Origin of the sequence: Halorubrum aethiopicum (assembly GCF_001542905.1) — an archaeon.
In the GTDB taxonomy this organism is placed as follows: domain Archaea; phylum Halobacteriota; class Halobacteria; order Halobacteriales; family Haloferacaceae; genus Halorubrum; species Halorubrum aethiopicum.
On sequence record NZ_LOAJ01000001.1, the window covers coordinates 19,850 to 41,370 of the forward strand.

The window sequence follows — 21,521 nt, forward strand, 5'->3', positions numbered from 1 at the left end:
ACGAGCGTCGGAAGGTTCACTCCACGGCCGCCAGCGCGACGCCCGCGACCCCGGGGACGCCGAGCGCCTGGTGTCGCCAGCCGTCGCCCGCGTCGACACACAGCGTCCCGGCGTCGGTGACGGCGACCGACACGCCGGGGCCGTAGCCGAGCGCGGCCGGCCGCTCCTCGACCGGAAGCGACGCGTCGGTCCAGGCGTCCGCGTCCCAGCCGTCGTCGACGACCCCGCCGGTCGGCGCGGCGGGGACCCCGTCCGCGCCGGGGTGAACGCGGAGGTCCCCGTCGACGACCGCCATCGCGTGGCCGTCGCCGTCGGCGGCGACGGCGATCGCGTCCCCCTCGTTCGCCGTCATCCACCCGTTTCCGAGCCAGTGGAGTCCCGTCGACGTCGCCGCGAGCGGGACGCCCGTCCCCGCGACGTCGCGGGCGTCCTCCAGCCCGGCGGCCTCGACGGTCGGGGAGCCGCCGACCGCGCTCGGTCCCACGGCCCCGACGACCCGGTGAACGCCGTCGGCCGCGGCCACCAGCGGCCCGTCGATCGCCCGCGGGTCGTCGACGCTCCCGATCCGGCTCGCGTCGATCCCCGAGATCTCGTCCGCCCCGGGCTCGGCGTCGACGTCGACCCGGTGGATCGCGCCCCCGGCGTCCGCGACGAGGAACGCCCCGCCGTGGACGCCGACCGCGACGGCGGGGCCGATCCCCGCGGGGACGAACGCGGGGTCGTCGCCGACCGGCGCGACCGACAGCGCCTCCGCCGTCGCGACGGCGAGCAGGTCGGCGGTCCCCGGACGGCCGAGGACGGCGACGTCGCGGGCGGGAGCGCGGACGGCCAGCTCGAACTCGCCGATCTTGTCGCCGGAGATCGCGGCCCGGACGACGCCGGTTTCGGTCGCGACGTACGCGTCGGTCCGGCCCGCGGAGCCGGCGTACACGCGCTTCTCCTCGATCGAGATGTCGTCCTCGGCGGGTGCCATCGGCGGGGGGTTCTCGCTCGGGGGACATAAGCCCCCCGCGGGCTCGAACGCGGACCGCACGGGGACCCCGTCGCCGGGTTTCGACCGGTTCCGATGGCCATTTGGCCGGCCGGGGCGTACCCCCGCGAGTGCAATCGGTCGTCGCCGAGCTCGCGGGACTGCTCGCCGAGGTCCTGCCGCGGCTCGCGCGGATCTCCGCGTTTATCGCCGCCGGGGTGTTCGCCGCGAACGTCGCGGTCGCGTTCGGGCTGATCCGGTACGTGGCCGGCCTCTCGGGGTACCTCACGCGGCCCGCGAACCTCCCGGACGAGGTGGGCACCGCCATCCTCACGACCGCGGCGTCGACGACCGCGGGGTACGCCACGCTCGCGGAGTACCGCGAATCGGGGCTGCTCGACGACCGCGCGACGCTCGTCGCCGTCGTCATCAACACGTTCTTCGGGTTCGTCCAGCACGTGTTCACCTACTACGTCCCGGTCCTGATCCCGATCCTCGGGGCGACGACGGGCGTCCTCTACGTCTCCGCGCGCGCCGGCATCGCGCTCGCGATCACGGTCACGGGCGTACTCCTCGGCGGGATCCTCGTCTCCGAACGCAACGTGGACCGGTCGGCGCTCGCCGAGGTCGACGCCGCCGGCCCCGACGCCGACGACCGGACCCGCGAGGAACGCGTCCGCGAGGCCGCCGAGAAGTCGTGGTCGACGCTCCGGCGGATCGTCCCCCGGCTGGCGGTCGTGTACACGCTCGTGATCGCGTTCGTGGCCAACTACGACGTGGAGTCGCTGACGGCGGTCGCGGAGCCGCTCACGGGCGCGCTCGGGCTGCCGAGCGCCGCGGTCCCCGTGATCGCGGTGTACACTCTCGATACCACCGCCGGCGCGGTCGCCATCCAGCCGCTTCTGGGGACGGCGTTCATCCCCCGGACCGCGGTCGCGACCCTGCTCATCGGCGGCATCCTCTCGTTCGCCGTCTCGACGTTCCGGCGCTCGATCCCGTTCCAGTACGGGATCTGGGGGGCGTCGTTCGGGACGAAGGTGATCGTCGTCAACACGGCGCTGAAGCTGGTCTTCATCTCGCTCACCGTCGCGCTACTTCTCGTTCCGGCGTGGTGAGGGGTGGGCCGACGCCGCTACCGCCGACGACGACGGCGACCGGCGGGTCACTCCCCCGCCGCGGCCGCCGCCGCCCCGTCCCGAATGCCGTCGCGGTAGCGGGCCACGATGACGACCGTCGCGACCGCGGCGAGCACGGCGAACGCGCCGACGAGCGCGAACGTCGCGCGGTAGCCGCTCGACTCGATGAGCGCGCCGAACAGCGGCGGCGCGACCGTGTTCCCGATCATGATCCCGATCGTCACGACCGCGAAGTTGCGCCCGATGTCGCTGCGCGCCGACAGCAGGTCGGCGAGCTTGTCGCGGGCGGGAAGGCCGAGGCTCCCGAGGCTCCCGGCGAGCACGCCGATCCCGACCGCGACGAGCGGCGGGGCGATCTCCGACGCCAGCGCGAAGACGGCGACGCCGACGAGCAGGTAGGCGACCGCGAGGATCGGACCCGGTCGGAACCGGTCGGCCAACACCCCGCCGGCGAGTATCAGGGCCGCGCCCGCGACGAACATCGCCGTGAGCGAGAGGCTCGCGATCCCGGAGGCGACGCCGTAGCCGTTCTCCAAGAACACCACGAGGTACGAGGAGACGCCCCAGAACGCCGTCGAGGCGAGCAGCGCGACCACGCCGAGCCCGAGGATCGGCCGCGACGCGCCGAGCGCGCGGAGCTCCTCGCGGATCCGGGCGAGCCGGGAGGTCGCCTCCGTGCGGGCGTCGCCGGCGTCGGGGTTCGGTCGCGTCACCTCGTCGCTCACGTGTCTGGCGAGCACGTAGCAGGCGATCGCGCCGTAGACGGCCCCGACGGCGGCGATGAGCCCGAACGCGTGCCGCCACGTCGCGCCGGACAGCGACGTGACCCCGAGGATGATCACGGGCGGGGCGGCGAACCCGAGGTTTCCGGCGAAGCCGTGCGCGCTGTAGGCCTTCCCGCGGAGGTCGGCGCTGCTGGCGTCCGAGAGCAGCGGGAAGTGCGCCGGGTGGTGGCCGGCGATGCCCGCGCCCAACACGGCCTGCCCGACGAGGAGGACCTCGAAGGTGGGCGCGACCGCGAGGATCCCCGCGCCGAGCGCGCCGAGCCCGAGACAGCACGCGAGCGTGACGACGCGGTCGTAGTTGTCGGAGAGGTAGCCGTACGGCAGCTGGAGGGCGGTGTTGACGAACGCCTGGACGCCCATCGCGACGCCCAGCGCCGCGAGCCCCACGTCGAAGTCGGCGGCGAGCGTCGCCAGGATCGGCGGGAACAACACGAGATACAGGTGGTTCACGACGTGCGACCCGCTCACGAGTCCGATCACGAGGGCGGTCTCACGGGGCACGGAATCGAACCCGAGGCGGTCGAACATCTACCGGTCCATCGCGAGATCCGGGGAAAACGGTACCTCAATCGGCCGGCGTTGCCGAGGAGTCGTCGGCTACGGACCCCTCAGCGGTCGAAGCGGTCGAGCGTCATGACCTTGCTCCACGCGTCGACGAAGTCCCGGACGAACTTCTCCTCGCCGTCCTCGGCGCCGTAGACCTCCGCGACGGCGCGGAGGCGGGCGTTCGACCCGAAGATCAGGTCGAGCCGCGTCGCCGTCCAGTCGACCTCGCCGGTCTCGGGGTCGCGGAGCTCGAAGACCTCCTCCTCCTCGTCGACGGGCTCCCAGTCGCGATCGAAGTCGAGCAGGTTGACGAAGAAGTCGTTCGTCAGCGTCTCCGGCTCGTCGGTGAACACGCCGCGGTCGGAACCGTCGTAGTTCGCGTCGAGGACGCGCATGCCGCCGACGAGGACCGTCAGCTCGGGGACGGACAGCGTCAGCAGCTCGGCCCTGTCGACCATCTCGTGTTCCGGCTCGCGGGGCAGGTCCTCGCCGAGGTAGTTGCGGAAGGCGTCGACCTCCGGCTCGAGCACCTCGAAGGACTCCTCGTCCGTCTCCTCCTGGGTGGCGTCGACGCGTCCCGGCTCGAACGGGACGTCGACGTCGTGGCCGGCGGCCGCGGCGGCCTCCTCGACGGCGAGGTTCCCGCCGAGGACGATCAGGTCGGCGAGCGACACCCGCACGTCGTCGTCGCGCGAGTCGTTGAACTCCGCCTGGATCCCCTCGTAGGTCTCCAGTACGGACGCCAGCTGGTCGGGGTCGTTGACCTCCCAGCTCCGCTGGGGCTCGAGGCGGATCCGCGCGCCGTTCGCGCCGCCGCGCTTGTCGCTGTGGCGGAACGTGGACGCGGACGCCCACGCGGTCTCGACCCGCTCGGAGACCGAGAGGTCGGACTCCGAGATCAGCTCCTCGAGGTCGGCGATCTCGGCCTCGCCGACGACGTCGTAGTCGGCGTCGGGAAGCGGGTCCTGCCAGAGCATCGTCTCCTCGGGGACCTCGGGGCCGAGGAACCGCTCCGGCGGGCCCATGTCGCGGTGGATGAGCTTGTACCACGCCTTCGCGAACGACTGCTGGAACTCGTCGGGGTCGTCGCGGAACTCCTCTAGGACCGCCCGGAAGTCGTCGTCGTGTTTCAACGCGACGTCCGTCGTCAGCATCATCACGTCCTCCTTGTCCCCGGGGTCGGCGACGCCCGGGGCGGCACCGTCGAGCTCGTCGTTCTTCGTGGTCCACTGCCACGCGCCGCCGGGGCCCTTCTCCGGCTCCCACTCGTAGCTGAGCAGGTTGTTGACGTAGCTCAGGTCCCACGAGGTCGGCGTGGCGTTCCACGGCCCCTCGATCCCGCTCGTGATCGTGTCGGGGCCTTTCCCCTCGCCGAACTCGTTGTCCCAGCCGAGTCCCTGGAGGTCGATCGGCGCGTCCTCGGGCTCCGGGCCGAGGTTGTCGCCGGAGTCGGCCCCGTGGACCTTGCCGAAGGTGTGGCCGCCGGCGATGAGCGCGACCGTCTCCTTGTCGTTCATCGCCATGTGGCTGAAGGTGTCGCGGATGTTCGCCGCGGACCCCTCCAGGTCCGGCTCGCCGTTCGGGCCCTCGGGGTTCACGTAGATGAGGCCCATGACGGTGTTCCCGAGCGCGTCGTCGAGGCGTCCGTCCTCCTCGAAGCGCTCCGCGGAGGTGGACTCCCACTCGTCCTCGGGACCCCAGTCGACGGCGTCGTCGGGCTTGAACTCGTCCTCGCGGCCGCCCGCGAAGCCGAACGTCTCGAAGCCCATCGACTCGAGGGCGACGTTCCCGGTGAGGACGATCAGGTCCGCCCACGAGAGCTTTCGACCGTACTTCCGTTTGACCGGCCAGAGCAGTCGCCGCGCCTTGTCGAGGTTGACGTTGTCCGGCCAGCTGTTGAGCGGCGGGAGCCGCTGTCGGCCGCCGGCCGCGCCGCCGCGGCCGTCGTGCGTTCGGTACGTGCCGGCGCTGTGCCACGCCATCCGGATGAAGAGCGGGCCGTAGTGGCCGTAGTCGGCCGGCCACCACTCCTGTGACGTCGTCATTACCTCCTCGATGTCCGCCTTCACCGCGTCGAGGTCGAGCTCCTCGAACGCGTCGGCGTAGTCGAACTCCTCGTCGAGCGGTCCGGGGTTACCGGCGTGCTCGTCGAGGAGATCCAGGTCCAGCTGGTTCGGCCACCAATCGGAGTTGTCTCTTGGCATTATGAGTGAGATCGTGGTTGCGTCGTTCGTGTTCGTACCACCGAACGCGTCCGGGGGATCCGCCCGTCGAACCCGGGACCCCTCGAGGCCGCCGCCGGAGCGAGAACGCCCGGCGTAGCGGTGTCGGAGGGACTCGTCCCGGAAGCGGCGTCGTCACGCATTCGGCGTCACCAGTGCTTTCAGTACCTCGAATAAAAAGCTGGCTACTCTTCGCAGCACGATATATAACACAAAACTCTTATTTCGGATTTAAAAACAATAGTTTATAAGCCAAAAACACCGGCGATCGGGGTCCGTGGCTCCGATCCGTCCGGGACGAGCCTCCGTCCGACGCCGACGCGGCACACACTAAAGGTCTCGCCGCGAGACGAGCCCCCATGGACACCAAGCGTTTCCTGTTCGTCTCCGCCGACGCCGCGCTGATCACCGACCTGGCCTGGCAGGTACATCGCGAGGGCCACGACGTGAAGTACTACATCGAGGCCGAAAGCGACCGGGAGATCGGCGACGGCTTCGTCCCGAAGACGGACGACTGGCGCGCGAACGTCGAGTGGGCCGACGTGGTCGTCTTCGACGACATCTGGGTCGGCTCCGACGTCGGGACCGGCGCGCTCGCCGAGGAGCTGCGGGAGGACGGGCACGCCGTCGTCGGCGGGACGCCGAACACCGACCGCCTCGAGGAGGACCGGGGATACGCGATGGAGGTCCTCGAGGACCACGGCGTGAACACCGTCGAACACCACGTCTTCGATAGTTTCGACGCGGGGATCCAACACGTCAGGGAACATCCCGCCCCGTACGTCATCAAACCGCTCGGCGAGGTCCAGAACGTGAAGCGCCTGCTCTACGTCGGCAACGAGGACGACGGGAGCGACATCGTGGACGTACTGAAGGCGTACAAGAAGGCGTGGGGCCACCGGATGAAGGGGTTCCAGCTACAGCGGAAGGTCGAGGGCGTCGAGATCGCCATCTGCGGGTTCTTCGACGGCAACGAGTTCATCGATAAAGTCAATTTTAATTTTGAGCACAAGAAACTGTTTCCCGGGAACATCGGCCCCTCGACCGGCGAGATGGGAACCTCGATGTTCTGGGCGGGCCAGAACAAACTCTTCACGGAGACCTTCGGGAAGATCGAAGGGTGGCTCGCTGACGAGGGGTACGTCGGGAGTATCGACATCAACTGCATCGTCAACGAGAACGGGATCTACCCGCTGGAGTTCACGCCGCGGTTCGGCTACCCGACGATCGCCCTCCAGGAGGAGTCGATCGAGTCCTCGACCGGCGAGTTCTTCCACGACCTCGCGCACGGCAACGACCCCGACCCGGAGGTCCATCGAGGATACCAGATCGGCGTGCGGGTCGTCCTCCCGCCGTTCCCGTTCGACGACGAGAAGACCTACGACGAGAACTCCCGGAACGCCGCCGTCGTCTTCGAGACCGAGAGCCGCGAGGGGATCCACCTCGAGGACGCGAAGCAGGTCGACGGCCAGTGGCGCGTCGCCGGCGACAACGGGATGCCGATCGTCGTGACCGGCAAGGGCGACACGATGGGGGCCGCCCGCGAGCAGGCGTACGACCGGATCGACGAGGTCGTGATGCCGAACATGTACTACCGCGACGACATCGGCGAGCGCTGGATCGACGGCGACGGCGACCGACTCCAGGCGTGGGGGTATCTCGGTCCGTAGGAGCGAGGTATCCCGTGACGTAGGGGGATCTCCGCCGGAAAACGGCCGGCTCAGTCGTCGACCCGCTCCGCCAGGACGACGAGCGCGGTCGCGGCCTCGACCGCCCGGGGCGAGACCTCCCGCGAGCCGTCGAACCGGGCGACATCGCCGGCGCTCAGCTCGTGCTCCTCGTCGCCGACTCGCAGCTCGACGACCCCGTCGACCACGTAGAGGAGGACCCGCCTGTCGGGATGGGTGTGCGCGGGGACCGACTCGCCCGCGTCGAGCCGGAGGCGGACCGTCTTCGGCTCCGTGCCGGGAAAGACGGCGGCGTGTGGCGTCCCGTCGAGTTCCGCGAGGGACTCGACGACCGTCACTCCGATCCCTCCCGGGGATCGAACGTCCCGCGACGTATCCCCTCCCGGACCGGCTCGTGTTCCGCGTCGGTCGGCGGCGGCGCGGTGACGAGCACCGCCTCGAGGCGCTCCCCGTCGCTCGCTTTGACCCCGCGTGCGGTTCCCGCCTCCACGACGACGAGGTCGCCGGGGGCCACGGGGCGGTCCGTCTCCCCCTCCCGGACGACCCCCGAGCCCGACTGAACGACGATCGCCACGTCGCTGTCGGGGGCGTGAACCGGGATGAACTGTCCCGGCTCGAAGTACCCGCAGACGACCTTCATCCGGTCGCTCCGGAAGACCCCGCTCGTCGCGAATCGGTCGGCGTCGCGGACGCGCTCGGCGTCGAGGTCGGTCGCCGGCACGTCACTCACCCCTCCCGGTCGGTCGGCCGGAGCGGTTCTCGACTGTCCCACGCGCGGCGGTCGGAGTCGGGGTTCCGCGGTTCGGTTCGGTCACGGCCGACCGGAGGGGCGGCGACGAGGAGTCGGTGTCCCCGAACCCGTTCGGCTCAAGGCCGATACGGCCGGTCGCCCTCTCCACGGTCGCATGCCGACACTCGACGTCCGCGACGTCCCGCCGGTGAACCGTCACGATCGGATCCACGAGGAGTTCGAGGCCATGGACCCCGGGGAGACGCTGACGATCGTCAACGACCACGAGCCGAAGCCGCTGTTCTACGAGATGGCCGCCGAGGTACCCTCCTTCGACGAGGACGGGTACGAGGTGCGCCGGGAGGCGGAAAACGAGTTCGTCGCGGCGTTCCCGAAGGCGGAGGAGTAGCGTCGTCGGCGCGGTCGACGGATCGCGGGCCGATCGCACGGCTGCGCTCCGCCGGCACGCGACGCTATCCCGTCTCGAGTTCGAGGAGCCTCCCGACCGTGCGGGCCCGCCTCCGGTCGATCGTCCCTTGCGTTTCCGACTCCGACTCCCTCGGTCCCCCGAGCGCGGCCGCCGGTCCCGCGGTCAGCTCGGCGACCAGGGTCGCCGCGAGCGCCCGAACCGTCTCCCGCTGTTCGTCGGTGAGCGTCCCCCGAGATTCGAGCGCGGAGAGCGCCTGCTCGCGTTCGCGCCGCTCGATCCGGGCCGCGCGCCGCCGGAGTCGGCGGAGCTGTCGGGATCGTCGGGCGCGCTCCGGGTCTGGCCGCGGGTCGCACCGCGCCTCGGCCGTCGTTCCGGAGCCGCCCGCGCCGCCCTCAGGCATGGCGTATCTCGACGTACCACACCTCGCAGCCGTCCTCGCGGTCCGCCGTCGCCTCGTGTTCGAACCCGCGGCGTTCGAGGACCGCGTACAGCGGCTCGGGCTCGAAGCCGTTCACCAGCAGGAGCGACTCGTCCGGCGGGAGCGTCTCGAGTTCCGCCACGATGCGGTCGAACGGCTCCCCGTCGACGTCACGAACGTCGAGCGTTCGGTCCGTCTCGGGTCGGTCCGCCTCGTGTCGGTCCGCTTCGGATCGGTTCGCGCGCATACCGGATCCCGGAACCGGACCGGCCTAGCGGTTCTCCCGAACGTCTTCGGGTGAAGGTACTGGAGGGCGGACGCCGTACCTCGAGACATGCCCGACGTGGCCGCGCTTCTCGACCGGACGGACGTCCCGGCGGACCGGGAACGCGAGACGCTCGACGCGCGGGACCTCCCGCCGCCCCGGCCGCTCAAGGACACCCTGGAGCGGCTGGCGGCGCTCGACGACGACGTGGCGTTGGTCCAGTTCAACGACCGCCGGCCGCGACACCTCTACCCGCGGCTGGACGACCGGGGGTACCGCCACGAGACCGTCGAGGACGGCGAGACGGTCGTGACCGTGATCTGGACCGAGCGTGAGCCGGCGGAGTAGGGGAACGGGTCCGCGGCCGAGTCGTCCCCGCGTCAGATCACCCGGTTCACGAGCGACTCGCCGGCGATCGCCCGTCGGCGGTTCTCGCGGACGATGTCGGCGATCCGGCGGTAGTAGTCGCGGGTCGCCGCCGCGGCGTGCGGCGTGACGATCACGTCGTCGCGGTCCCAGAAGGGGGAGTCCTCGGGCAGCGGCTCCGTCTCGAAGACGTCGAGGGCCGCGCCCGCGAGCCGGTCCGCCTCGAGTGCCTCGAGCAGCGCCGCCTCGTCGACGACGCCGCCGCGGGAGACGTTCAACAGGTAGCCGGAGTCGGGCATCGCCGCCAGCGCGTCGGCCCCGATCAGGCCCCGCGTCTCCTCGGTCAGCGGGGTGGCGACCGCGACGAACCGCGCGCCCCCGACGGCCGCCTCGATCTCGCCGGGCGTGTACACCTCGCGGACGTGGTCGACGGGGGTCGGCGTCCGGCGCACGCCGACGACGTCCATCCCGCAGGCGTCGGCGCGGGCGGCGATCCCCCGTCCGAGCGTCCCGAGGCCGACGACGCAGAGCGACTCGCCGGAGAGGGTGAACGGCTCGTCCCACTCCGGATGCGCCCACTCCCGTTCCCGCCCGCGATCCCGGTAGCGGTGGAGCCGGCGGGCGAACTGGGTCATGTAGCCGAGGACGGTCTCGCCGACGGCGTCGCCGTGGATCCCGGTGCTGTTCGTGAGCCGTATCCCCCGCGACTCGAACTCGTCGAACGGGAACCGGTCGACGCCGGCCTGGATCGAGTGGATCCACGAGAGCCCCGCCGACAGGAACGCGTCCTCGTAGGCGAACGTCACCAGCGCGTCGCACGCCTCGAGGTCGGCCGCGGAGCCGACGACACAGACCTCGGAGCCGTCCTCCGAGTCGAGGGCGTCGCGCAGGACGGTCGGCGGGAAGATCAACTCGACCGACTCGTGGATGCCGAGAGTGAACGCCATGCGACCGGCTACCGACAGCGGGGACAAATAGGTTGCTCCGCCATCGGCGAATCGCTCAATACAAACGAAGCAACGAGTGATTGTAGTGGCGCGCCTCCGAGCGCCCGATAGGGCGCGAGGAGCCCGCGAGGGACGCGGCGACTGTAAGGAGCCGCGAGGCTGGGGAGGCGTGAGGTGCGGTGCTGTACGGGGTGGGACTCAAAGGGGCAGCCGGCTCCGGAAAGACGGCCGACGTAAGGACCGCAGGAGCGAACATAGTGAGCGACGAGGACCGCAGCGAGGCCCTCGACCGGAGCCGGCTGGGGCTTTGGAGATGGTCTCCATGATCGTGATCACTGCGCCAGCAACGACACCGTTCTCATCACCTCGATCATTCACGAAACACCCGTCGTATAAGCACGCAGGATACGACGGTCAATGCGGACGGGACGGTGTCATCGATCCCGACGCGACGACCGTCGGTTTGATGACGAGCCGAGCGAACCCTCCGACCACGCGTCCCCATGCGAGTGTTCAGATCCCCCGAGAGCCGCCGACGGACGGTCCTCGCGGCCGTCGGGCTGCTCGTCGCCTTCGCCGGGCTCTACGTACTCGTCCGGGAGTACGCCCCGTTCCTCACCGACGGCGCGGAGCTACGGGCGTTCGTCGCGGGGTACGGGCCGCTCGCGCCGCTCGTCTTCGTCGCCATCCAGGCCGCGCAGGTGGTCGTGGCGCCGATCCCGGGGCAGGTGATCGGCTTCGCCGGCGGCTACCTGTTCGGCGCGTTCCTCGGAACCGTCTACAGCCTGACCGGCGTCGCGCTCGGGAGCTCGATCGCGTTCTGGCTCTCCCGTCGGTACGGCCGGCCGTTCGTCGAGGCGGTCGTCCGGACGGACGCCATGGACCGCTTCGACGCGTTCGTCGCCGAGGCCGGACTACCGGGGCTGTTCCTCGCGTTCCTGATCCCGGGGATACCCGACGACCTGCTCTGTTTCGCGGGCGGGCTGACGGAGATCCGGCTCCGGCGGCTCGTCGCCGTCATGGTCGTCGGTCGGACGCCGGCGTACGTCGTCGTCACCCTGTCGGGGTCGAGCCTCGCGAGCGGCGACCTCCGAGCGTCGCTCGTCCTCCTCGCGGTGCTCGTCGGCTCCGCGGTCGTGGGGTACCGCCGGCGCGAGCGGATCCTGTCCGCGCTCGAGCGGCTCGGGTGAGCCGACCGCCGGCCCGCCAGGTTTTACCGCGCCGGGGGTGCTACGTGGGGTATGCCGAAGTACTCGACGGGCGGCGGAGGCGGCGACGACGACGGGGGTGCCTGCGAGCTCTGCGGACGCGAGACGGGCAACCTCAAGCGAGCGAACGTCGCGGGCGCGCGCCTGCTCGTCTGTGCGAACTGCCGCCCGCACGACGACTCGAGACGGGGATCGGGAGGCGGGGGCGGCCGAGGCGGCGGCTCCGGGAGCGGCGGCGGGCGCGGCGGGAGCGGCTCCGGCAGCCCCGGCGGCGCGGACGGAAGCGACGGCCCGCGCAGCCGCAAACAGGAGATCGCCAACAAGCAGGCGAAGGTGTACGACGCCGCGACCGGCGACTCCTCCCACTGGGAGGAGAAGGGGACGAACTACGAGGAGGACAGACTCCCCTACCTCGTCTCGGGGTACGGCGACGTGACGACGGAGGCCCGTCAGGAGGCGGGACTCACCGTCGAGGAGCTGGCCGCGGAGCTCGGGATCGACGAGGACGACCTGCTGGCGATCGAGGACGGCCGGGCGGCGACCGCCGGCGTCGGCGGCTCCGTCGTTCGCGCGGTGGCCGAGCGCCTCGACGTGACGCTCGTCGACGAATGATCCCCGTCGACGAACGAAGGACGGGACGAACGAAGGCGAGCGACGAATGAGGACGGTCGACGAATGAACGCGATCAAGGACAGCGTCCACGGCCACGTCCGGCTGGACCCGGTCGCGACCGAGCTGATCGACACGCCGGCGTTCCAGCGGCTGCGCCACATCAAACAGCTGTCCACGGTCCGGCTCGTCTACCCCTCCGCGAACCACACCCGCTTCGAGCACAGCCTCGGCGTCTACCACCTCGCCCGGCAGGCGCTCGACGGCCTCGATCTGGACCCCGACACCGCCGCGCACGTCCGGGCGGCCGCGCTGCTTCACGACGCCGGACACGGCCCCTACGGCCACCAGACCGAGGGGATCATCCGGCGGCGGACGGGCCGCGACCACGACGACGTCGAGTGGCTCCTGACCGACCCCGACCGGGAGGTCACCCGCGTCCTCGAGCGCAACGGCCTCGACCCGAAGCGAGTGGCGGCGCTGATCGCGGGCGAGGGCGGCGTCGGCGCGCTCGTCTCGGGTGAGCTCGACGTCGACCGGATGGACTACCTCGTGCGCGACGCCCACCACACGGGCGTCCCCTACGGCACCGTCGACACCGGGCGGCTGGTGAACGAGCTCCGGCTCGTCGGGAACGGGAACGGACGGGGCGGCGGGAACGGACGGGGCGGCGGGAGCGGAGGGGACGGCGGCGAGGGCGACCACGACCCCGCGAACGCCGACCTCGTGCTCGCCGAGGGGAACGTCGCCACCGCGGAGAGCCTGCTTTTGGCCCGGTCGCTGATGAACGCGGTCGTCTACCGCCACCACGTCTCCCGCGTCGCCGGCGCGATGCTCGAGCGCGCCTGCGAGCGCTACCTCGACCGGACGGGGACGGACGTCGAGACCTTCCGACGGATGGCCGACCACGATCTGCTCGTCGAGCTCCGCGAGCACGTCCCGGAGCTCGGGCGGCGGATCGAGCGCCGCGACCTGTACAAGCGGGCGGTCTGGGCCGGGCTCGCCGAGGTCCCGGCGGGCACCGTCGACGCCGACCACGCGGCGGCGCTCGCGGCCGAACGCGAGATCGCCGACCGGGCCGGCGTCGACCCCGGAAGCGTCGTCGTCGACGTCCCGTCGCGGCCGGGGCTCAAGGAGTCCGGCTCCGCCGTCGTCGTCGACGGGATCACCCAGCGGCTGTCGGACGCCTCGGAGCTCGTCGCCGGGATCCGGGCGGCGGAGCGGGGGCGCTGGCGGCTCGGCGTGTACTGTCCGGGCGACCGCGTCGACGCGGTTCGCGGGGCCGCCCGCGACGCGTTGGGGCTCCGGATCGCGGAGTGACCGGAGGGGGATCGGAGGGGGACCGGCTCCGCTCGCGACGCTCACTCGGGCGTCGGCTTCGGGACCGTGAAGACGGGGAGGTCACTCGAGAGGATCACGTCCTGGGTGACGCTCCCGAAGACGGCCTTCCCGCTCGGCCGGCGCTTTCGACCGGAGACGCAGATCGCGTCGGCGTCGACCTCGGCGGCCGCGGCGACGATCTCGGGCCCGGGATCCCCGCTCGCCTCGTGGTGGGCGACCGAGACCCCCGCCGCCTCGAGCGCCTCGCGGGCGCGCCTGACCGCCGCGAGCTGGTTGACCGACGCCCCCTCGGGGTTGTCGGTGAACACGTGACAGAGGTGGGCGGTCACGTCGTCATCTGCACTCGGCAGGTCCGCGACCGCGCGCGCCTGGGCGGTCGCTCGCGCCTCGTCGTCGTCGACGGCGATGAGCACGTCGTACATGTCACACGCTCGATCGCGGGGGATAATAAACGGTGCCGACGGTTCTCGCGTCCGTCGACGGCCGCGACGACACCCACGACCGCGACGACACCCACGGCCGCGCCGACGCCGACGGCCGCGTTCCCGATCGGTCCCGACGCCCGCGTTTTTAACCGATCCCGACGAAGGGCCCGCATGACCACGGTCAAGGACACCGTCCACGACCACATCGAGATCGACGGCGTCGCCGCCGCCCTCCTCGACACGCCCGCCGTCCAGCGGCTGCGCCACGTCAAACAGCTCGGCACCGTCCAGCTCGTCTACCCCTCCGCGAACCACACCCGCTTCGAACACAGCCTCGGCGTCTACCACCTCGCCCGACAGGCGCTCGACGGCCTCGGCATCGAGGGGCGGCAGGCCGACCGGATCGAGGCCGCCGCGATGCTTCACGACGTGGGACACGGCCCGTTCAGCCACAACCTCGAGTCGCTCACCCACCGCCGGACCGGGAAGTACCACGACGACGTCGCGGAGCTGCTCGAGGGCGGCGAGGTGGGGGAGGTCCTCCGCGAGCACGACCTCGATCCGGAGGAGGTCGCCGGGATCGTCGCCGGCGAGGGCAAGTACGCCGGGCTCGTCTCGGGGGAGCTGGACGTCGACCGCATGGACTACCTCGTGCGCGACGCCTACCACACGGGCGTCCCCTACGGGACCATCGACACCGAGCGGTTCGTCCGGGAGCTCACCTTCGTCGAGGGGATCGGCGACGCCGACCGCGCGAGCGACGCCGACCGCGTCGACGGCGCGGGCTCGCCCGCGCTCGTCCTCGACGAGGGGAACGTCCAGACGGCGGAGAGCCTGCTCCTCGCGCGGGCCCTCATGAATCCGGTCGTGTACACCCACCACGTCGCGCGGATCTCGAAGGCGATGTTGCGCCGGGCGGCCGCGGAGCTGCTCGACGCGACGGCGACGACCGCGGCCGAACTGCGCCGGATGGACGACCACGACTTCCTGGCGGCGATCCGCGACTGCCCGGCGGCGGCGGAGCTCTCGCGGCGGTACGACGAGCGCGACCTCTACAAGCGGGCGGTGTGGGCGGAGTACGGCGACGTCCCGGACCGCGTCCACGACGCCGACCACGCGACCGAGCTGGCGCTCGAACGCGAGATCGCGGCGGAGGCCGGCGTCGACCGCGAGGACGTGATCCTCGACGTCCCCGCGGAGCCGTCGATGCGCGAGTCGACCGCGCGGGTGACGGTCAACGGCGAGGTGCGGCGGCTGGAGCGGCAGTCGCCACTCGTCTCCGCGCTGCGGGTCGCCCAGCGGAACCAGTGGCGGCTCGGCGTCTACGCGCCCGACTCGGCGACCGACCGGGTCGGGCGGGCGGCCGCCGAGGTGCTCGGGCTCGACCCCGACGCGCTCGTGATCGAGGTGCGGAAGGCGATCTCGACGACGCTCGACGAGTTCTGACGCGGCGTCGCGGCGGGGCGGATCACTCCGCCGACCGGCGCTCCCTCCCCGCCGGCCCGTCCCGGTACGTTTTATGCTCGCGACGGAGAGGCCCGCGTATGGAGATCGAAGGGACCGTCCTCCGCGGCCCCGACTTCGAGCCCGTCGAGGGACGCGTCGTCGTCGAGGGATCGGAGGTCGTCGACGTCGAGGAGCGGGCGACCGAGAGCGACGCCGTGGTTCTCCCGGCGTTCGTGAACGCGCACACCCACATCGGCGACTCCATCGCCAAGGAGGCCGGCGCGGGGCTCTCGCTCGACGAGCTGGTCGCGCCGCCGGACGGGCTGAAACACCGCCTGCTCCGGTCCGCGAGTCACGAGGAGAAGGTGACGGCGATGGCGCGGACGCTCCGGTACATGGAGTCGACGGGGACCGGAACCTTCCTCGAGTTCCGCGAGGGCGGCGTCGAAGGAGTCCGCGCGCTGCGGGATGCGCTCGCGGGCGACGGGATCGAGTTCGCGGAGCGGGACCTCGAGGCGGTGGTGCTCGGCCGCGACGACCCCGACGTGCTCCCGGTCGCCGACGGCTACGGCGCGTCGGGCGCGCGCGACGCCGACTTCGACTCGGTCCGGACCGCGACCCGCGAGGCGGGGAAGCTGTTCGGCATCCACGCGGGCGAGCGGGACGCCGACGACGTCAACGCCGCGATGGACCTCGACCCGGACTTCCTCGTCCACATGGTCCACGCCGAGCCGATCCACCTCGACCGACTCGCCGACCGGGGGACGCCCGTCGTCGTCTGCCCGCGGTCGAACCTCGTGACGAACGTCGGGGTGCCGCCGATCCGCGAGCTCGCCGAGCGGACGACCGTCGCGCTCGGCACCGACAACGTCATGTTGGACTCGCCGTCGATGTTCCGCGAGATGGAGTTCGCGGCGAAGCTCTCCGACCTGCCCGCCCGCGAGGTGCTCCGGATGGCGACGCTGAACGGGGCAAAGATTGCGGGACTCGACCGGGGCACCATCGAACCGGGGCGGCGGGCGGACCTGCTCGTGCTCGACGGCGACTCCGACAACCTCGCGGGCGCGCAGGACCTCGTCCGGGCGGTCGTGCGCCGCGCCGGGAGCGCGGACGTCTCGCAGGTCGTCCTCGGCGGCGAGACGGTTCACCGAGCCTGATCTCGAGACTCGCGCCGGAGATTCCGGGCCGCCGATCGCCCGGCCGGAGAGAAACCGTTTAGTCGCTGGATCGACCCGGAGAGTCCATGCACGCGATCACCCAGTCCGGGTGGGTCGAGGTCATCTCCGGTTCGATGTTCTCGGGGAAGACCGAGGAGCTCCTCCGCCGGCTGCGACGCGCGGAGATCGCCGGCCAGTCGGTGGCCGTCTACAAGCCCGCCGTCGACGACCGCTACGGCGAGACCACGATCGGCACCCACAACGGCCGCCAGTGGGACGCGGTCGTCGTCGACAACGAGGGGGACGGCCCGCTCGAGATACTGGACCGCCCGGACGCCGAGGTCGTCGCCGTCGACGAGGCCAACTTCTTCTCGGACGCGCTCGTCGAGGTCTGTAACGCGCTCGCCGACCGCGGCTCGCGGGTGATCGTCTCGGGGACGGACCAGACGTTCCGGGGCGAGCCGTTCGAGCCGCTGCCCCGACTCATGGCGACCGCCGAGTACGTCGACAAGCTCCGGGCGATCTGTACGGTGTGCGGCGAGCCCGCCACCCGGAACCAGCGGCTCATCGAGGGCGAGCCCGCCCACGTCGACGACCCGACGATCCTCGTCGGCGCGGAGGAGTCCTACGAGGCCCGGTGTCGCGACTGTCACGTGCTTCGGACCGGCGAGCGCCCCGAGCGGGTCGATGGGGAGCGCGCGGCCGACGAGTGACGCGGAGCGTCCCCCGGCGGATCGCTCACCCCTTGATGTTACACACCGGGAACGTGCGGGCGACCGTGTCGCCGATGCCCAGTTCGTCGCTGACCCGGACCACCTCGTCGACGTCCTTGTACACGCCGGGGGCCTCCTCGGCGACGGTCGCGCCCGACTGCGCTTTCACGTAGATCGCCTGCTCGCGCTCGAGGTCGTCGCGCACGTCGCCGCCCCAGAACTCCTGTTTCGCCTGCGTCCGGCTCATCAGCCGGCCGGCCCCGTGCGCCGTGGAGCCGAACGAGACCGACAGCGACTCCGCGCCGCCGCGGAGCACGTACGATCCCGCGCCCATGCTGCCGGGGATGATCACGGGCTGGCCGACCGAGCGGTACGACTCGGGGACCGCCTCGTGGCCCGCGGGGAACGCCCGCGTCGCGCCCTTGCGGTGGACGTACAGCTCGCGGTCGGCGCGGTCGACCGCCTCCTCGGCGACGGCGGGCCGGCCGTCGGGGCCGACGGGGACCTCGTGGGTCTCCTTCTTGCCGATGTTGTGGGCCACGTCGTACAGGAGCTCCATCCCGAGGTCCTCGATCGGGTCGGCGTCGAAGACGTCGCCGAACACCTCGCGGGTCCGGTGGGTGATCAGCTGGCGGTTCACCCACGCGAAGTTGATACACGCCCCCATCGCGCCGTAGTACTCCTCGGCCAGTTCGGATCCCGCGGGCGCGGCCGCGAGCTCCTTGTCCGGCAGCGACTCGAGGAGGTCGGCGTGCTCGGTCTCGATCCGCCGGAGGTAGTCGTTACACGTCTGGTGGCCGAGCCCGCGGCTCCCGCAGTGGATGAGGACGACGATCTGCCCCTCCGAGAGGCCGTACGCCTCGGCGACCTCGTCGCGGAAGACATCGGTGACACGCTGGACCTCGAGGAAGTGGTTGCCGGAGCCGAGCGATCCCATCTGGTTGCGGCCCCGGTCCATGGCCTTCTGGGAGACGAACTCCGGGCGGGCGTCCGGCCGTCGGCCCTCGTCCTCGCAGTGCGCCAGGTCGCTCTCGATCCCGTACCCCTCCGAGACCGCCCACTCGACGCCGCGTTCCAGCGCGCCCTCGATCGCGTCGGCGTCGCCGTCGATCACGCCGCCGCCGCCGAGCCCCGACGGGATCGCCTCGAAGAGCGCGTCGACGAGTTCGGCCTCGCGGCCGCGGACGTCGTCGTACTCGAGCGAGGTGCGGACCATCCTGACGCCGCAGTTGATGTCGTACCCGATGGCTCCGGGCGAGATACAGCCGGTGCGGGCGTCGATCGCGCCGACGCCGCCGACCGGGAACCCGTACCCCTGGTGGCCGTCGGGCATACACAGCGCGGGCTCGACCATCCCGGGGAGGTGCGTGGCGTTCTTGAGCTGTCGAAGGGTGTCGTCCTCGCCGATCTCCTCGAGGAGGTCCTCGCTGGCGAGCACCCGCGCCGGGACGTTCATCTCCCCCTCGCGCGGGATCTCCCAGACGTGCTCTCGCACCTTCTCCAGGCGGATCCCGTCGAACTCGCGCGTGGTCATGCGCGGAGGTTCGACGGCGGAGGGGAAGGGCGTTACGTGTGGTCGTCGAGAGGGCGGGCGGGTCGAAGCGGGAGCGTCGGAGCGGGCGGATCGCTACCGGTCCGCGGGATCGCCCGGCAGCCACGCGACGTCGTCGTCCGCGAGGGTGAGGCCGGCGAAGACGCGCCCCAACACCACCCCGTACAGCAGGTGGGCGACCGCGATGACCGCGCCGAACTCGAAGCTCGCTGTGACGCCGGGCAGCGGGAGCGTGGGGACCGGCAGCGACGTCGCGCCGGCGAGCGCGAGCGACGCGGGCAACAACAGCCCGCCGGTTACCACGCCGAGCGCGGCCGAGTGGACGACCCCGAGCGCGACGCAGCCGCCGGCGTCGCTCCGGAGGTCCTCGAAGAAGGGTCGGTCGAAGACGGCCGCGAACAGGAGGCCGAACGTCGCGCTGTTGAACAGGTGGACGATCCAGCCGGCCGCGACGGTCTCGACGCCGACGAGCGCGCCGATCGTGGGCATCAGCCCGAGGGCGCCGTGTAACACGAGCCCCATCGCGACGCCCGCGACGAGCCCGGCCGCCGCGCCCGCGCGCCACGCGCTCCGCTCGTCGGGTTCGGTTCGTGGCATACGGTAACAATAGTCACGACAGATCATAACGGTTTCGGTCGCCTCGGCGGTTCGCCCGGCTCAGACGTCGAAGACGACGTAAGCGTACCACCCGTCGTCGCGCCGTTCGAGCGCCATCTCCGAGTAGGTGACCGCCTTGACCTCCCTGGCGACCACCGCGTCGAGGGGGACGCCGCGGGCGCTGGCCTCGACGGTCCACTCGGGGTCGTCGCCGTCGGCGGGCACGTCGGCGTCGGCGGGCGCGTCGCCGTCGGCAGGGGTGTCCCCGTCGTCGTTCCCGTCGGGCTCGATCACTCGGCACTCGTGGTCCGCGGGCAGGACGAGCCGCACGTCGCGCTCGTAGATCAGCCGGTCGAGGTAGTCGAAGAGGAGCGCCTCGCGGCTCTCGGCGGTCTCGCGGAGGGCGAACCGCTCGCCGACCGCCGGGGGGACCGACTCGCAGCTCGCCGCGGTCAGCCCGTCCGCGACCGCCGCGAACAGCGCCGAGAGGGTCGGAGCGGTCGCCTCGACGGCGACGTCCGCCGTGTGGTCCCGGAGTTCGTAGGTCACGGTCCGTCGGTTCGGGTCGGGTCGGTTTCCGCGTTGTCATCGTCGTCGTCGCTCGAGGGGTCGAGCCACCCCTCCACCCGGTCGGGGACGGAGAGGTGGCGGAGCTCCTCGTCCGAGAACCCCCCGATATCGTCCGTCGCTCCCTCGAGGGCGACGCCGCTCGTCACCAGCGCGCGGATCCCCTCCTGGACCGTCAGGTCGATCTCCACGATCCGGCTCTCGGGGACGAAGACGACGTGTCCGCCCATCACCGGGTTGGGGGCCATCGGCATGAAGAGGGTCCGCATCCCCTCGCCGTCGGCGGAGCCGGTCGGAGCGGCGACCGCCTCGGGCGTCTCGCTCGTGACGAACGCCAGCGTGTACGTGCCCTCCGTGGGGAACTCGACGAGCACGACCTCCCGGAAGTTCCCGCCGTCCGACTCCAGCATGGCGTCGCTCATCTGTCTGAACCCCTCGTAGACGGAGCCGATCCCGGGGACCTGCTCCATCGCGAGGTCGACGTAGTCGACGGCGAGTTCCCCGTACCGCGTGGACTCGACGGCCAGACCGATGAGGAGGATCAGGGCGACGAACACGACCGGCGTCACGATCTCGATCAACAGCTCGCGCCCGACCCGTCCGACGCCCGGCAGGACGAACTCCGGGGAGACGACCGCGATCGCCGAGGAGAACGCGTCGAGGTAGTCGTACACCGCGTTGAAGACGATCGTGAGCACCACGACCGTGATGACGAGCGGAACGATCACCGCCACGCCCGTCAGGAACGCCCTCCGGAGCCGCCTCCGACCCGATATCGGTTCGCCGACCATGGCGGAGACACGGCGGAGTCCGTCAAAACGCTTCGGTTGGTCGACCGAACCGACGCGGGACCGGCCTGCCGTCGGCGCGCGGCCGGTGGAGTTATATTCTACAGGCGTGTTACGTTTTCCCAGTGAGCGTCAACGTGGAGCGACGGACGGACCCGCCCGGCGACGCCGAACACGTCCGGGAGGCGTGGGAACTCAAAGAGCGGATCCACCGCGTCGACGGGGTGCTCCGCCAGCGACGCGGCTTCTTCACCGACGCCTACCGGCGGTCCACGACGCATCTCCTCTTCGAGGACGACGAGGTGATCGCGTTCGCCTCGGTCCGACGGGACGGTTACGTGCTCTTTCTCGCCGTCGACCCTGACCACCGCGGACGCGGCCTCGGCGAGCGGCTGGTCGCCGACGTGGCCGACGAGTACCAGTCGGTCTCCTGTCACGCGCGGACCACGAACGAGCGGGCGCTCGGCTTCTACGAGCACATCGGCTTCGAGGTGAAACGCCGGATCGACGGCTACTACGAGGACGGCGGCGACGCCTACTACCTCACGCTGGGCCCGAACAGCCTCCGCGAGCGGCTCTCGGAGTTCGTCCGCGGGTAGGATCCGACCCCCGAAA

Annotated in this window: 24 protein-coding genes; 11 read left to right on the plus strand and 13 right to left on the minus strand. The window is 71.3% G+C overall.

Annotated features, from left to right (window positions below; translation table 11 throughout):
- Window positions 1-16: 16 nt before the first annotated feature.
- Window positions 17-973: an HVO_0234 family beta-propeller protein gene (locus AXA68_RS00095; protein ID WP_066411184.1), complete on the minus strand. Its 957-nt coding sequence runs from the start codon at window positions 971-973 to the stop codon at window positions 17-19.
- A 128-nt stretch (window positions 974-1,101) separates the two neighbouring features.
- Here AXA68_RS00095 and AXA68_RS00100 point away from each other — a divergent pair, with 128 nt between their 5' ends.
- Window positions 1,102-2,085, plus strand: a complete 984-nt coding sequence (locus AXA68_RS00100) for a nucleoside recognition protein (protein ID WP_066411185.1) — start codon at window positions 1,102-1,104, stop codon at window positions 2,083-2,085.
- 47 nt (window positions 2,086-2,132) lie between these two features.
- Here AXA68_RS00100 and AXA68_RS00105 read toward each other — a convergent pair whose 3' ends face one another.
- Both AXA68_RS00105 and katG read right to left on the minus strand, forming a co-directional pair.
- Window positions 2,133-3,419: an MFS transporter gene (locus AXA68_RS00105; RefSeq protein WP_066411187.1), complete on the minus strand. Its 1,287-nt coding sequence runs from the start codon at window positions 3,417-3,419 to the stop codon at window positions 2,133-2,135.
- An 80-nt stretch (window positions 3,420-3,499) separates the two neighbouring features.
- Complete coding sequence (katG, locus tag AXA68_RS00110) at window positions 3,500-5,641, minus strand: catalase/peroxidase HPI (protein ID WP_066411188.1); 2,142 nt, start codon at window positions 5,639-5,641, stop codon at window positions 3,500-3,502.
- Window positions 5,642-6,018: 377 nt separating this feature from the next.
- Between katG and AXA68_RS00115 the strand changes: the two genes are divergently transcribed.
- On the plus strand, window positions 6,019-7,329 hold the full coding sequence (locus tag AXA68_RS00115; RefSeq protein ID WP_066411190.1) for a phosphoribosylamine--glycine ligase: 1,311 nt from the start codon (window positions 6,019-6,021) through the stop codon (window positions 7,327-7,329).
- Between the two features lie 50 nt (window positions 7,330-7,379).
- Here AXA68_RS00115 and AXA68_RS00120 read toward each other — a convergent pair whose 3' ends face one another.
- Both AXA68_RS00120 and AXA68_RS00125 read right to left on the minus strand, forming a co-directional pair.
- On the minus strand, window positions 7,380-7,685 hold the full coding sequence (locus tag AXA68_RS00120; protein ID WP_066411196.1) for a cupin domain-containing protein: 306 nt from the start codon (window positions 7,683-7,685) through the stop codon (window positions 7,380-7,382).
- On the minus strand, window positions 7,682-8,068 hold the full coding sequence (locus AXA68_RS00125; RefSeq protein WP_066418269.1) for a cupin domain-containing protein: 387 nt from the start codon (window positions 8,066-8,068) through the stop codon (window positions 7,682-7,684). Before AXA68_RS00125 ends, AXA68_RS00120 begins: the two co-directional genes overlap by 4 nt.
- A gap of 184 nt (window positions 8,069-8,252) precedes the next feature.
- Between AXA68_RS00125 and AXA68_RS00130 the strand changes: the two genes are divergently transcribed.
- A complete protein-coding gene (locus AXA68_RS00130) occupies window positions 8,253-8,486 on the plus strand; it encodes a DUF2249 domain-containing protein (RefSeq protein ID WP_066411198.1) in 234 nt (77 codons plus the stop codon).
- Between the two features lie 64 nt (window positions 8,487-8,550).
- On the opposite strand, the gene AXA68_RS00135 is transcribed toward AXA68_RS00130, so the two are convergent.
- On the minus strand, window positions 8,551-8,907 hold the full coding sequence (locus tag AXA68_RS00135) for a hypothetical protein (protein WP_080505119.1): 357 nt from the start codon (window positions 8,905-8,907) through the stop codon (window positions 8,551-8,553).
- Complete coding sequence (locus AXA68_RS00140) at window positions 8,900-9,172, minus strand: DUF2249 domain-containing protein (RefSeq protein ID WP_066411200.1); 273 nt, start codon at window positions 9,170-9,172, stop codon at window positions 8,900-8,902. Before AXA68_RS00140 ends, AXA68_RS00135 begins: the two co-directional genes overlap by 8 nt.
- Window positions 9,173-9,259: 87 nt before the next feature.
- Between AXA68_RS00140 and AXA68_RS00145 the strand changes: the two genes are divergently transcribed.
- Entirely contained in the window at window positions 9,260-9,538 is a 279-nt protein-coding gene (locus AXA68_RS00145) for a DUF2249 domain-containing protein (protein ID WP_066411201.1), read from the plus strand.
- A gap of 32 nt (window positions 9,539-9,570) precedes the next feature.
- Here AXA68_RS00145 and ddh read toward each other — a convergent pair whose 3' ends face one another.
- Window positions 9,571-10,503, minus strand: a complete 933-nt coding sequence (gene ddh / locus AXA68_RS00150; protein ID WP_066411202.1) for a D-2-hydroxyacid dehydrogenase — start codon at window positions 10,501-10,503, stop codon at window positions 9,571-9,573.
- A 503-nt stretch (window positions 10,504-11,006) separates the two neighbouring features.
- Here ddh and AXA68_RS00155 point away from each other — a divergent pair.
- The 3 genes from AXA68_RS00155 (at window position 11,007) to AXA68_RS00165 (ending at window position 13,640) form a co-directional block, all read left to right on the plus strand.
- On the plus strand, window positions 11,007-11,693 hold the full coding sequence (locus tag AXA68_RS00155) for a TVP38/TMEM64 family protein (protein WP_066411203.1): 687 nt from the start codon (window positions 11,007-11,009) through the stop codon (window positions 11,691-11,693).
- Between the two features lie 51 nt (window positions 11,694-11,744).
- On the plus strand, window positions 11,745-12,323 hold the full coding sequence (locus tag AXA68_RS00160; protein WP_066411207.1) for a helix-turn-helix domain-containing protein: 579 nt from the start codon (window positions 11,745-11,747) through the stop codon (window positions 12,321-12,323).
- Window positions 12,324-12,386: 63 nt separating this feature from the next.
- On the plus strand, window positions 12,387-13,640 hold the full coding sequence (locus tag AXA68_RS00165; RefSeq protein WP_066411208.1) for an HD domain-containing protein: 1,254 nt from the start codon (window positions 12,387-12,389) through the stop codon (window positions 13,638-13,640).
- A 41-nt stretch (window positions 13,641-13,681) separates the two neighbouring features.
- Here the strand turns inward: AXA68_RS00165 and AXA68_RS00170 are convergent, their stop codons facing one another.
- Window positions 13,682-14,083, minus strand: coding sequence for a universal stress protein (locus tag AXA68_RS00170; protein WP_066411211.1), 402 nt, complete (start codon window positions 14,081-14,083; stop codon window positions 13,682-13,684).
- A 174-nt stretch (window positions 14,084-14,257) separates the two neighbouring features.
- Here AXA68_RS00170 and AXA68_RS00175 point away from each other — a divergent pair, with 174 nt between their 5' ends.
- The 3 genes from AXA68_RS00175 (at window position 14,258) to AXA68_RS00185 (ending at window position 17,402) form a co-directional block, all read left to right on the plus strand.
- Window positions 14,258-15,532 (plus strand): HD domain-containing protein, encoded by a 1,275-nt coding sequence (locus AXA68_RS00175; RefSeq protein ID WP_066411213.1) that lies wholly within the window; start codon window positions 14,258-14,260, stop codon window positions 15,530-15,532.
- Between the two features lie 98 nt (window positions 15,533-15,630).
- The gene (locus AXA68_RS00180) at window positions 15,631-16,689 is read left to right on the plus strand and encodes an amidohydrolase family protein (protein WP_066411216.1); all 1,059 of its coding nucleotides are present in this window, start codon (window positions 15,631-15,633) and stop codon (window positions 16,687-16,689) included.
- An 86-nt stretch (window positions 16,690-16,775) separates the two neighbouring features.
- Complete coding sequence (locus tag AXA68_RS00185; protein ID WP_066411218.1) at window positions 16,776-17,402, plus strand: thymidine kinase; 627 nt, start codon at window positions 16,776-16,778, stop codon at window positions 17,400-17,402.
- A 25-nt stretch (window positions 17,403-17,427) separates the two neighbouring features.
- On the opposite strand, the gene AXA68_RS00190 is transcribed toward AXA68_RS00185, so the two are convergent.
- From AXA68_RS00190 to AXA68_RS00205, 4 genes are all read right to left on the minus strand, one after another.
- Window positions 17,428-18,936 (minus strand): RtcB family protein, encoded by a 1,509-nt coding sequence (locus AXA68_RS00190; protein WP_066411221.1) that lies wholly within the window; start codon window positions 18,934-18,936, stop codon window positions 17,428-17,430.
- A 93-nt stretch (window positions 18,937-19,029) separates the two neighbouring features.
- Window positions 19,030-19,551: a hypothetical protein gene (locus AXA68_RS00195; RefSeq protein WP_106388637.1), complete on the minus strand. Its 522-nt coding sequence runs from the start codon at window positions 19,549-19,551 to the stop codon at window positions 19,030-19,032.
- A gap of 60 nt (window positions 19,552-19,611) precedes the next feature.
- The gene (locus AXA68_RS00200) at window positions 19,612-20,100 is read right to left on the minus strand and encodes an archease (protein WP_066411224.1); all 489 of its coding nucleotides are present in this window, start codon (window positions 20,098-20,100) and stop codon (window positions 19,612-19,614) included.
- A complete protein-coding gene (locus AXA68_RS00205) occupies window positions 20,097-20,909 on the minus strand; it encodes a DUF502 domain-containing protein (RefSeq protein WP_080505120.1) in 813 nt (270 codons plus the stop codon). The genes AXA68_RS00200 and AXA68_RS00205 overlap by 4 nt, the downstream gene beginning before the upstream one ends.
- A 122-nt stretch (window positions 20,910-21,031) precedes the next feature.
- On the opposite strand from AXA68_RS00205, the gene AXA68_RS00210 reads away from it, so the two are divergent.
- Complete coding sequence (locus AXA68_RS00210) at window positions 21,032-21,505, plus strand: GNAT family N-acetyltransferase (protein WP_066411225.1); 474 nt, start codon at window positions 21,032-21,034, stop codon at window positions 21,503-21,505.
- The last annotated feature ends 16 nt before the right edge of the window (window positions 21,506-21,521 follow it).

What these genes read in the sequence shown, in the direction of transcription:
- AXA68_RS00195 (WP_106388637.1), bottom strand. Translation starts at nt 19,551, where the DNA reads ATGCCACGAACCGAACCCGACGAGCGGAGCGCGTGGCGCGCGGGCGCG.
- AXA68_RS00180 (WP_066411216.1), top strand. Translation starts at nt 15,631, where the DNA reads ATGGAGATCGAAGGGACCGTCCTCCGCGGCCCCGACTTCGAGCCCGTC.
- AXA68_RS00170 (WP_066411211.1), bottom strand. Translation starts at nt 14,083, where the DNA reads ATGTACGACGTGCTCATCGCCGTCGACGACGACGAGGCGCGAGCGACC.
- AXA68_RS00145 (WP_066411201.1), top strand. Translation starts at nt 9,260, where the DNA reads ATGCCCGACGTGGCCGCGCTTCTCGACCGGACGGACGTCCCGGCGGAC.
- AXA68_RS00165 (WP_066411208.1), top strand. Translation starts at nt 12,387, where the DNA reads ATGAACGCGATCAAGGACAGCGTCCACGGCCACGTCCGGCTGGACCCG.
- AXA68_RS00185 (WP_066411218.1), top strand. Translation starts at nt 16,776, where the DNA reads ATGCACGCGATCACCCAGTCCGGGTGGGTCGAGGTCATCTCCGGTTCG.
- AXA68_RS00135 (WP_080505119.1), bottom strand. Translation starts at nt 8,907, where the DNA reads ATGCCTGAGGGCGGCGCGGGCGGCTCCGGAACGACGGCCGAGGCGCGG.
- AXA68_RS00205 (WP_080505120.1), bottom strand. Translation starts at nt 20,909, where the DNA reads ATGGTCGGCGAACCGATATCGGGTCGGAGGCGGCTCCGGAGGGCGTTC.
- AXA68_RS00140 (WP_066411200.1), bottom strand. Translation starts at nt 9,172, where the DNA reads ATGCGCGCGAACCGATCCGAAGCGGACCGACACGAGGCGGACCGACCC.
- AXA68_RS00105 (WP_066411187.1), bottom strand. Translation starts at nt 3,419, where the DNA reads ATGTTCGACCGCCTCGGGTTCGATTCCGTGCCCCGTGAGACCGCCCTC.
- AXA68_RS00160 (WP_066411207.1), top strand. Translation starts at nt 11,745, where the DNA reads ATGCCGAAGTACTCGACGGGCGGCGGAGGCGGCGACGACGACGGGGGT.
- AXA68_RS00095 (WP_066411184.1), bottom strand. Translation starts at nt 973, where the DNA reads ATGGCACCCGCCGAGGACGACATCTCGATCGAGGAGAAGCGCGTGTAC.
- AXA68_RS00115 (WP_066411190.1), top strand. Translation starts at nt 6,019, where the DNA reads ATGGACACCAAGCGTTTCCTGTTCGTCTCCGCCGACGCCGCGCTGATC.
- katG (WP_066411188.1), bottom strand. Translation starts at nt 5,641, where the DNA reads ATGCCAAGAGACAACTCCGATTGGTGGCCGAACCAGCTGGACCTGGAT.
- AXA68_RS00130 (WP_066411198.1), top strand. Translation starts at nt 8,253, where the DNA reads ATGCCGACACTCGACGTCCGCGACGTCCCGCCGGTGAACCGTCACGAT.
- AXA68_RS00155 (WP_066411203.1), top strand. Translation starts at nt 11,007, where the DNA reads ATGCGAGTGTTCAGATCCCCCGAGAGCCGCCGACGGACGGTCCTCGCG.
- ddh (WP_066411202.1), bottom strand. Translation starts at nt 10,503, where the DNA reads ATGGCGTTCACTCTCGGCATCCACGAGTCGGTCGAGTTGATCTTCCCG.
- AXA68_RS00175 (WP_066411213.1), top strand. Translation starts at nt 14,258, where the DNA reads ATGACCACGGTCAAGGACACCGTCCACGACCACATCGAGATCGACGGC.
- AXA68_RS00190 (WP_066411221.1), bottom strand. Translation starts at nt 18,936, where the DNA reads ATGACCACGCGCGAGTTCGACGGGATCCGCCTGGAGAAGGTGCGAGAG.